This window comes from Streptomyces sp. CT34 (assembly GCF_000805335.1).
Classification (GTDB): Bacteria; Actinomycetota; Actinomycetes; order Streptomycetales; family Streptomycetaceae; genus Streptomyces.
The window spans coordinates 1932459-1940010 of sequence record NZ_KN708638.1; the positions used below are offsets into that span (position 1 = coordinate 1932459).

General features: G+C 71.4%; 7 protein-coding genes and 1 pseudogene. 4 read left to right on the forward strand and 4 right to left on the reverse strand.

Annotation, left to right across the window (positions count from 1 at the left end):
• Positions 1-56: 56 nt before the first annotated feature.
• The 3 genes from RZ84_RS08635 to RZ84_RS08645 form a co-directional block, all read right to left on the reverse strand.
• Positions 57-1007 (reverse strand): SCO1860 family LAETG-anchored protein, encoded by a 951-nt coding sequence (locus RZ84_RS08635; RefSeq protein WP_078893641.1) that lies wholly within the window; start codon positions 1005-1007, stop codon positions 57-59.
• A 169-nt stretch (positions 1008-1176) separates the two neighbouring features.
• Positions 1177-1923: an SDR family NAD(P)-dependent oxidoreductase gene (locus RZ84_RS08640; RefSeq protein ID WP_043263806.1), complete on the reverse strand. Its 747-nt coding sequence runs from the start codon at positions 1921-1923 to the stop codon at positions 1177-1179.
• Positions 1924-2050: 127 nt separating this feature from the next.
• On the reverse strand, positions 2051-3142 hold the full coding sequence (locus tag RZ84_RS08645; protein WP_043263807.1) for an amidohydrolase family protein: 1092 nt from the start codon (positions 3140-3142) through the stop codon (positions 2051-2053).
• Positions 3143-3637: 495 nt separating this feature from the next.
• On the opposite strand from RZ84_RS08645, the gene ectA reads away from it, so the two are divergent.
• The 4 genes from ectA to thpD all read left to right on the forward strand — a co-directional run bounded on the left by ectA (position 3638) and on the right by thpD (position 7095).
• Positions 3638-4204: a diaminobutyrate acetyltransferase gene (gene ectA / locus RZ84_RS08650; RefSeq protein ID WP_043263808.1), complete on the forward strand. Its 567-nt coding sequence runs from the start codon at positions 3638-3640 to the stop codon at positions 4202-4204.
• A gap of 146 nt (positions 4205-4350) precedes the next feature.
• A complete protein-coding gene (gene ectB, locus RZ84_RS08655) occupies positions 4351-5619 on the forward strand; it encodes a diaminobutyrate--2-oxoglutarate transaminase (protein WP_043263809.1) in 1269 nt (422 codons plus the stop codon).
• Positions 5620-5665: 46 nt separating this feature from the next.
• On the forward strand, positions 5666-6082 hold the full coding sequence (locus RZ84_RS08660; protein WP_043263810.1) for an ectoine synthase: 417 nt from the start codon (positions 5666-5668) through the stop codon (positions 6080-6082).
• Between the two features lie 113 nt (positions 6083-6195).
• Complete coding sequence (gene thpD / locus RZ84_RS08665) at positions 6196-7095, forward strand: ectoine hydroxylase (protein ID WP_043263811.1); 900 nt, start codon at positions 6196-6198, stop codon at positions 7093-7095.
• A 325-nt stretch (positions 7096-7420) separates the two neighbouring features.
• Here the strand turns inward: thpD and RZ84_RS40800 are convergent.
• Positions 7421-7552: pseudogene (locus tag RZ84_RS40800) on the reverse strand (aminotransferase); the annotation flags it as partial.

Sequence of the window (7552 nt, forward strand, 5' to 3'; positions counted from 1 at the left end):
CCCGGGCCGTACCCCGCACCGGAGCCCCCACAGCACCGGCACGGCGTACGGGTCTGTCAGCCGCGCCCGCCCGGTGCGGCGGTACGGCGGCGACGGGCGCGGGCCAGCGATCCGGCGCCGGCGGCGACCAGCAGGGCCGCGCCCCCGGCGACGTACGGGGTGGCCGAACTGCCGCCGGTCTCGGCGAGGTTGTGCGTGGCCGGACGGGTGCCGCCGGCGCCGCCCTGGGGCTCCCCGGGCTTCTCCGGCGTACCGGGTGCCGCGCCGCGCGGGGTGGTGCAGCTGGCCTGCGCCAGCGTCACCTGGCCGTGCACCTCGGCCACGTTGAGCTTCAGCGGGTCGACCGAGACCCGGAGTTCGAGGGCGGTCGCCGCGGCGCTCGTCGACGTCACGGCCTTCCGCGCCAGAGCGAGTGTCACGTCGCCCACCCCCGGCACGGTGACCGCCGTCGTGCCGCTCGCGCCGAGCGTGACCCGCTTGCCCAGCACCACGACGCTGCCCGGCAGCTGCGACGCGGCCCGCGGGTGCTGCCCGGCCCGGCACTCCGCCGTGGAGGTCACCTGCTGGACCTCGATCAGCGGCAGCGCGGGGAGGCCGGGCAGGTGCACCGCGGCGTGCACGAGGTCGGCGTACCCCTTCGCCCCCTCGGCGTCGGCGGTGGCCCGCGCGGTGGCCGCATCGGCGCGCAGCACGTCGAACGGCCGGCCCCGGTCGATCCCGTCCAGGGTGACGGTGAGCGCGGTCCGGTCGGCCGAGGCCGGTGCGTGCACCTCGTTCAGGGTGGCCCGCAGCGGGACGCGGAGCGACTTGTCGAGCAGCCCGACGTCCAGGCCGGTGCGCAGCACGGCCGCATCCGAAGTGCCGTGGGTGCGGCCGTGGTTGCCGGTGGCGTACGCGGCGGGCGCGGCGCCGAGCGCGACGGCGGGACCGGCCGTCAGCGCGGCGGCGACCAGGGCCGCGCCGAGCCGTCGCGGCACGCCGGAGGAGCCGGCGGAGCTGGTGAACACGTGTGTGGAACCCCCACGAGAGAGATGGAGCCGCCGACCGCGCCAATGGGGGACATCACGCGGGTCGGCGACCTCGACCCGCACATCGTGTACGTAGTGAGGGTGAACAGGAGGAAATGTAGAGGCAGTTCACCCCAAGGGGTGGTTTTCGTGCCCGTATTCGAGCGCCTCAGCGCATCAGGGCGCCTCCGTTGACGTCGTAGGTGGCGCCGGTGACGAACGACTCCTGCGAGGCGAGGAAGACGGCGACCCGGGCGACCTCCTCGGGGGTGGCGATCCGGCCCATCGGCACCTGGGCGGTGAGCTCCGCGAGGGTGTCCGGGCCGACCGAGCGGACCATCGGCGTGTCGATCATCGCCGGGGCCACCGTGTTCACCGTGACGCCGTGCGCGGCGAGTTCGGCGGCGAAGACCCTGGTGAGCGCGATCAGCCCGGCCTTGCCGGTGCCGTAGGCCGCGCCGGTCGGGCGGGGCGTCTGGCCGGCGATGGAGGCCATGTTGACGATCCGCCCGAAGCCGCGGTCGCGCATGTCGGCGGCGACCGCGCGGGTGAGGAAGAAGACCGCCCGCAGATTGACCGCGAACACCTCGTCCCACTCCTCGGGGGTGACCTCCCACAGCGTCTTGGCCGGCGGCCGGGCGGCGTTGTTGACCAGCACCTCGACCGGCCGCCAGGCGCGCACCGCCTCGTAGGCGCCGCGGACCGCGTCGAGGTCCCGCAGATCGGCGCGGACCGGCCGGACGCGCTCCCCTCCGGGATCGAGCGCCCGGGCCAGGGCGCGGTTGGCGTCGTCATCGAGGTCCAGCGCGGCGACATACGCGCCTTCGGCGTGGAAGGCGCGTACCAGGGCGGCGCCGAGGCCCTGGGCGCTGCCGGTGATCAGGGCGGTGCGGCCGGTCAAACCGGTGTCGAGCACAGGTGAGCCTTTCAGGTCGTACGGAGGGGTCGCACGGGGTCGTAAGGGGTGGTGCGGGGTCGTACGGAAGGACGGCGGGCGGCGGCGGGGGCTTCGGGAGCGCCGGGGCGGCGCCGCACGGCGCCGGTCAGCCGATGGCCCGCCCCCGCAGGACCACCAGGCGCGGCGCCGCCAGCACCCGGACGTCGGCCCGGGGGTCGGTCTCGTAGACGACGAGGTCGGCCGGGGCGCCCTCGGTGAGCCCCGGGCGGCCCAGCCACTCGCGGGCGCCCCAGGTCGTCGCGGAGAGGGCGGCGACGGCGGACAGCCCGGCCTTCATGAGCTCGGCGACCTCGTCGGCGACCAGGCCGTGCGGCAGCGAGCCGCCCGCGTCGGTACCGGCGAAGACCGGCACACCGGCGTCGTGGGCCGCGCGCACGGTGTCGTAGCGGCGGGCGTGCAGCCGCCGCATGTGGTCCGCCCAGCGCGGGAACTTCCCCTCGCCGCCAGCCGCGAGCTGCGGGAAGGTCGCGATGTTGACCAGGGTGGGGACGATCGCCACACCCCGTTCGGCGAAGAGCGGGATGGTGTCCTCGGTGAGGCCGGTGGCGTGCTCGACGCAGTCGATCCCGGCCTGGACGAGCGGGGCGAGGGTCTCCTCGGCGAAGCAGTGGGCGGTGACCCGGGCGCCGAGCCGGTGCGCCTCGGCGATGGCGGCCTCGACGGCGCCGGTGGGCCAGCAGGCCGCCAGGTCGCCGGTGGAGCGGTCGATCCAGTCGCCGACGAGCTTGACCCAGCCGTCGCCGCGGCGGGCCTCCTGGGCGACGTAGGCGACCAGGTCCTCCGGCTCGATCTCGTGCGCGTAGTTGCGGATGTAGCGCTTGGTGCGCGCGATGTGGCGGCCGGCGCGGATGATCCGCGGCAGATCGGCGCGGTCGTCGATCCATCGGGTGTCGGAGGGCGACCCGGCGTCACGGATCAGGAGGGTGCCGGCGTCACGGTCGGTGAGCGCCTGCTTCTCGCTGGTGGCGGCGTCCACCGGACCGTGCGTGTCCAGTCCGACGTGGCAGTGGGCGTCGACCAGGCCCGGCAGCACCCAGCCCGCGACGGTCATGGCATCCCGTGCCATGGCCGGCCGCTCGAAGGTCACCCGGCCGTCGACCACCCACAGCTCGTCGCGGACGTCTTCCGGCCCGACGAGGACCCTCCCCTTGAGGTGCAGCACCGCACCTTCGCTCATGGACGTCATGCAGGCACTTTATGCGCGCGGCCGAGCCGTGGGCCATGGCGGACCGGAGCATACCCGGGGGTCGTATTCGACCGGCCGCCCCATAATCATCCGCGGCCTCTCACGCACCGCCCCACGGGGCTTCTCCTATGACGCCGGGAAGACTTCCGGCGCACGTTCCGGTGAACCGCGCCGGGCACCCTCCACGGGCGAATTCCCATTTCGCAGAAGCGCAGCTTCCCGTATTCTTCTGCCCGCTTTTCCGCACCTCAAACGCCAAGATTCCGCTAGCATCAAGTCCCGTAATTCGGACGCGTCTCATCGCCGTTACAGAGCTGTGACCGATTACACAGCGTGTCCGTTTCGCCCCGAACTTTCGGGTCAAATCGGGGCATCCTGTCGACGCACCGCGCGCTCGCGCGCCCCCGCGTGATAACACAAAAAGGGTTCTCATGTAACCCCTGCCCGCGATGCATTTTCCTTTTTCGCTCGGTAAATTTAATTCCCATGACCGCCGCACAAGCAGACCATGCAGGTGCCCGAAGCGAAATCAGAGAAATTCCGGAGGGCTTCAAGCTCGACGCCCCGCGGGTGGAGGACGGAGCCGCGATCTGGCGCATCGCCCGCGACTCCAAGGCACTGGACCTCAACTCCTCCTACAGCTACCTCCTGTGGTGTCGCGACTTCGCCGCCACCTCCGTCGTCGCACGTGACGCGGAGGGCGAGCCGGCCGCCTTCGTCACCGGCTACATCCGCCCCGAGCGGCCGGACACGCTCGTCGTCTGGCAGGTCGCCGTCGACGACGCGCACCGCGGACAGGGGCTGGCCGCCGCGCTCCTGGACGGGCTGACCACCCGTGTCATGGACGAACAGGGCATAACCCTCGTCGAGACCACCATCAGCCCCGACAACGCCGCGTCCAACCGGCTGTTCGCCTCCTTCGCCGAGCGGCACTCGGTGCCGGTCAAGCGCGAGGTGCTCTTCGACGCGGGACTGTTCCCGGAGCAGGGCCACGAGCCGGAGGTCCTGCACCTCATAGGCCCGTTCCGTCCACCGTCCCGCCCAGGACGCTGACGGCCCCGGGGCCGTGCGGCACCGACCCTGCCGCAGCCGCCGTGCGGGACCGCCGCCCGCCCCCGTGCACCGCACGGGAGCCCGCCGCCCCGCCGGATCCCCCCACCCCTCACCTCCCGCCGCACTCACTCTCCCAGGAGCCTGCCGTGACCATCACCCAGCCCGATCTGAGCGTCTTCGAGACCGTGGAGTCGGAGGTGCGCAGCTACTGCCGTGGCTGGCCCACCGTCTTCGACCGCGCCCAGGGCAGCCGCATGTTCGACGAGGACGGCCACGCCTACCTCGACTTCTTCGCCGGTGCCGGATCACTCAACTACGGACACAACAACCCGGTCCTCAAACGCGCCCTGATCGACTACATCGAGCGGGACGGCGTCACCCACGGCCTGGACATGTCCACCACGGCCAAGCGGGCCTTCCTGGAGTCGTTCCAGAACATCGTGCTGCGCCCGCGCGACCTGCCCTACAAGGTCATGTTCCCGGGCCCGACGGGCACCAACGCCGTCGAGGCCGCGCTGAAACTGGCCCGCAAGGTCAAGGGCCGCGAGTCGATCGTGTCCTTCACCAACGCCTTCCACGGCATGTCGCTGGGCTCCCTCGCGGTCACCGGCAACGCCTTCAAGCGGGCCGGCGCCGGCATCCCGCTGGTGCACGGCACCCCGATGCCGTTCGACCACTACCTCGACGGCCAGATCCCGGACTTCCTGTGGTTCGAGCGGCTGCTGGAGGACCAGGGCTCCGGTCTGAACACGCCCGCCGCGGTGATCGTCGAGACGGTGCAGGGCGAGGGCGGCATCAACGTGGCCCGCGCCGAGTGGCTGCGCGCCCTCGCCGACCTGTGCGAGCGCCGCGACATGCTGCTGATCGTCGACGACATCCAGATGGGATGCGGCCGTACGGGTGCCTTCTTCTCCTTCGAGGAGGCGGGCATCGTGCCGGACATCGTCACCGTCTCGAAGTCCATCAGCGGCTACGGGCTCCCGCTCGCGCTGACGCTCTTCAAGCCCGAGCTGGACATCTGGGAGCCGGGCGAGCACAACGGCACCTTCCGCGGCAACAACCCGGCCTTCGTCACCGCCGCCGCCGCACTCGACACGTACTGGGCCGACGGCCAGATGGAGAAGCAGACGCTCGGCCGCGGTGAGATCGTCGAATCGCACCTCAAGGCCATCGTCGAGGCGCACCCGGACACCTTCGTCGAGTACCGCGGTCGCGGGCTGGTGTGGGGCATGGAGTGCGCCGACAAGAGCCTCGCCAACAAGATCGCCAAGCGCGCCTTCGAGCTGGGTCTGCTCATCGAGACCTCCGGCCCGGAGAGCGAGGTCGTCAAGCTGCTGCCCGCGCTGACGACCACCCCCGAGGAGCTCGACGAGGGTCTGCGGATCCTCGCCCGCGCGGTCCGCGACTGCGCCTGAACCACCGAGAGCTCCTGACCGTTCCACAGAAAGGCACCGACTCACCGTGATCGTCCGATCGTTCCAGGACATCGAAGGCACCGACCGCCACGTCAAGTCCAAGTCCGGCACCTGGGAGAGCAAGCGCATCGTGCTCGCCAAGGAGCGGGTCGGCTTCTCGCTGCACGAGACCGTCCTGTACGCCGGCACCGAGACCTCCATGTGGTACGCGAACCACATCGAGGCCGTCGTGTGCGTCGAGGGCGAGGCCGAGCTGACCAACGACGAGACCGGCGAGAAGCACACCATCACGCCGGGTGTGATGTACCTCCTCGACGGGCACGAGAAGCACACCATGCGGATCAAGGAGGACTTCCGCTGCCTGTGCGTCTTCAACCCGCCGGTCACCGGTCGCGAGGACCACGACGAGAACGGGGTCTACCCGCTTCTCACCGAGCCCGACCCGGAGCCCGACGCGGTCTGAGACCGGCCGCCGGGCCCCTCCCTGCCCCGTCCGGCAGCGATGAGGAAGGCAAGGAAGGCAACGCACTGCGCACGTGAACGAAGTTCCGTACGAGAGGAGAGGAAGGCACCACCATGACCACCGCACCCGAGCGCACCGCCGACCTGTACCCGACCCGTGGGACCGCCGAGGTCATCACCCCGCGGAAGGACCCGGTGGTGTGGTCGCAGCCCGGAGCGGCCGGCCCGTTCGCGCCGTCCGAGCTGAGCGACTTTGAACGCGACGGCTTTTTCGCCATCGGGGAGCTGCTCACAGCAGAGGAAGTCGCGGTGTACCGCGCCGAACTGGACCGGCTGGTGCTCGACCCGGCGATGCGCGCCGACCCGCGGTCCATCGTCGAGCCGAAGTCGCAGAGTGTCCGGTCCGTGTTCGAAGTGCACAGGATCAGCGAGGTGTTCGCCCGGCTGGTCTCCGACCCGCGTGTGGTCGGCCGGGCCCGCCAGATCCTCGGTTCGGACGTCTACGTCCACCAGTCGCGGATCAATGTGAAGCCCGGCTTCGGTGCCTCCGGCTTCTACTGGCACTCGGACTTCGAGACCTGGCACGCCGAGGACGGTCTGCCGAACATGCGCACCGTGTCGGTCTCGATCGCGCTGACCGAGAACTACGACACCAACGGCGGCTTGATGATCATGCCCGGGTCGCACCGGCACTTCGTGGGCTGTCAGGGCGAGACGCCGAAGGACAACTACAAGCGGTCGCTCCAGATGCAGGACGCGGGCATCCCGTCGGACGAGGTGCTCACGAACATGGCGGACCGGCACGGCATCCGGCTGTTCACCGGCAGGGCCGGCTCGGCGACGTGGTTCGACTGCAACGCCATGCACGGCTCCGGCGACAACATCACGCCGTACCCGCGCAGCAACGTCTTCATCGTCTTCAACAGCGTGGACAACACCGCGGTGGAGCCGTTCGCGGCCCCGGTCCGGCGCCCGGAGTACATCGGGGCGCGGGACTTCACGCCGGTGAGGTAGCGCGCGACCGCGTACCGGGGGACGGCGCGGAGTGCGCTGGCCGCCGCACGGCATCGACCGTGCGGCGGCCACGGCGCGTTCGGGCAGGCGTCGGCCGTGCCGGTCCACCCGCCGTCGGTGGCCGGATGGAGCGGGAACGGCCCCTCAACTGTGGCCAACGGGGGCGCCGTCCCGGCGTGCGGTGGGCAACTCGCCTTTCGGGAGGGCACGTCGGCGCTCACCTCGGTGTCCCGGCAGCGCGGCGTATTTCCGCGCCGCCCGCCCGTCTCACGCATCTCACGCATCGCGCGTCTCACGCATCGCGCGTCTCACGCATCGCCCGTTCTCACGCATCGCGCAGCAGCGCCAGCACCTTCTCCACGTCCTGCGCCGAGTTGTAGAGGTGGAACGCCGCGCGCAGCAGCCCGCCGCGCACCGAGATCCGCACCCCGGCCGCGGCCAGCCGCGGCTCCGCGCC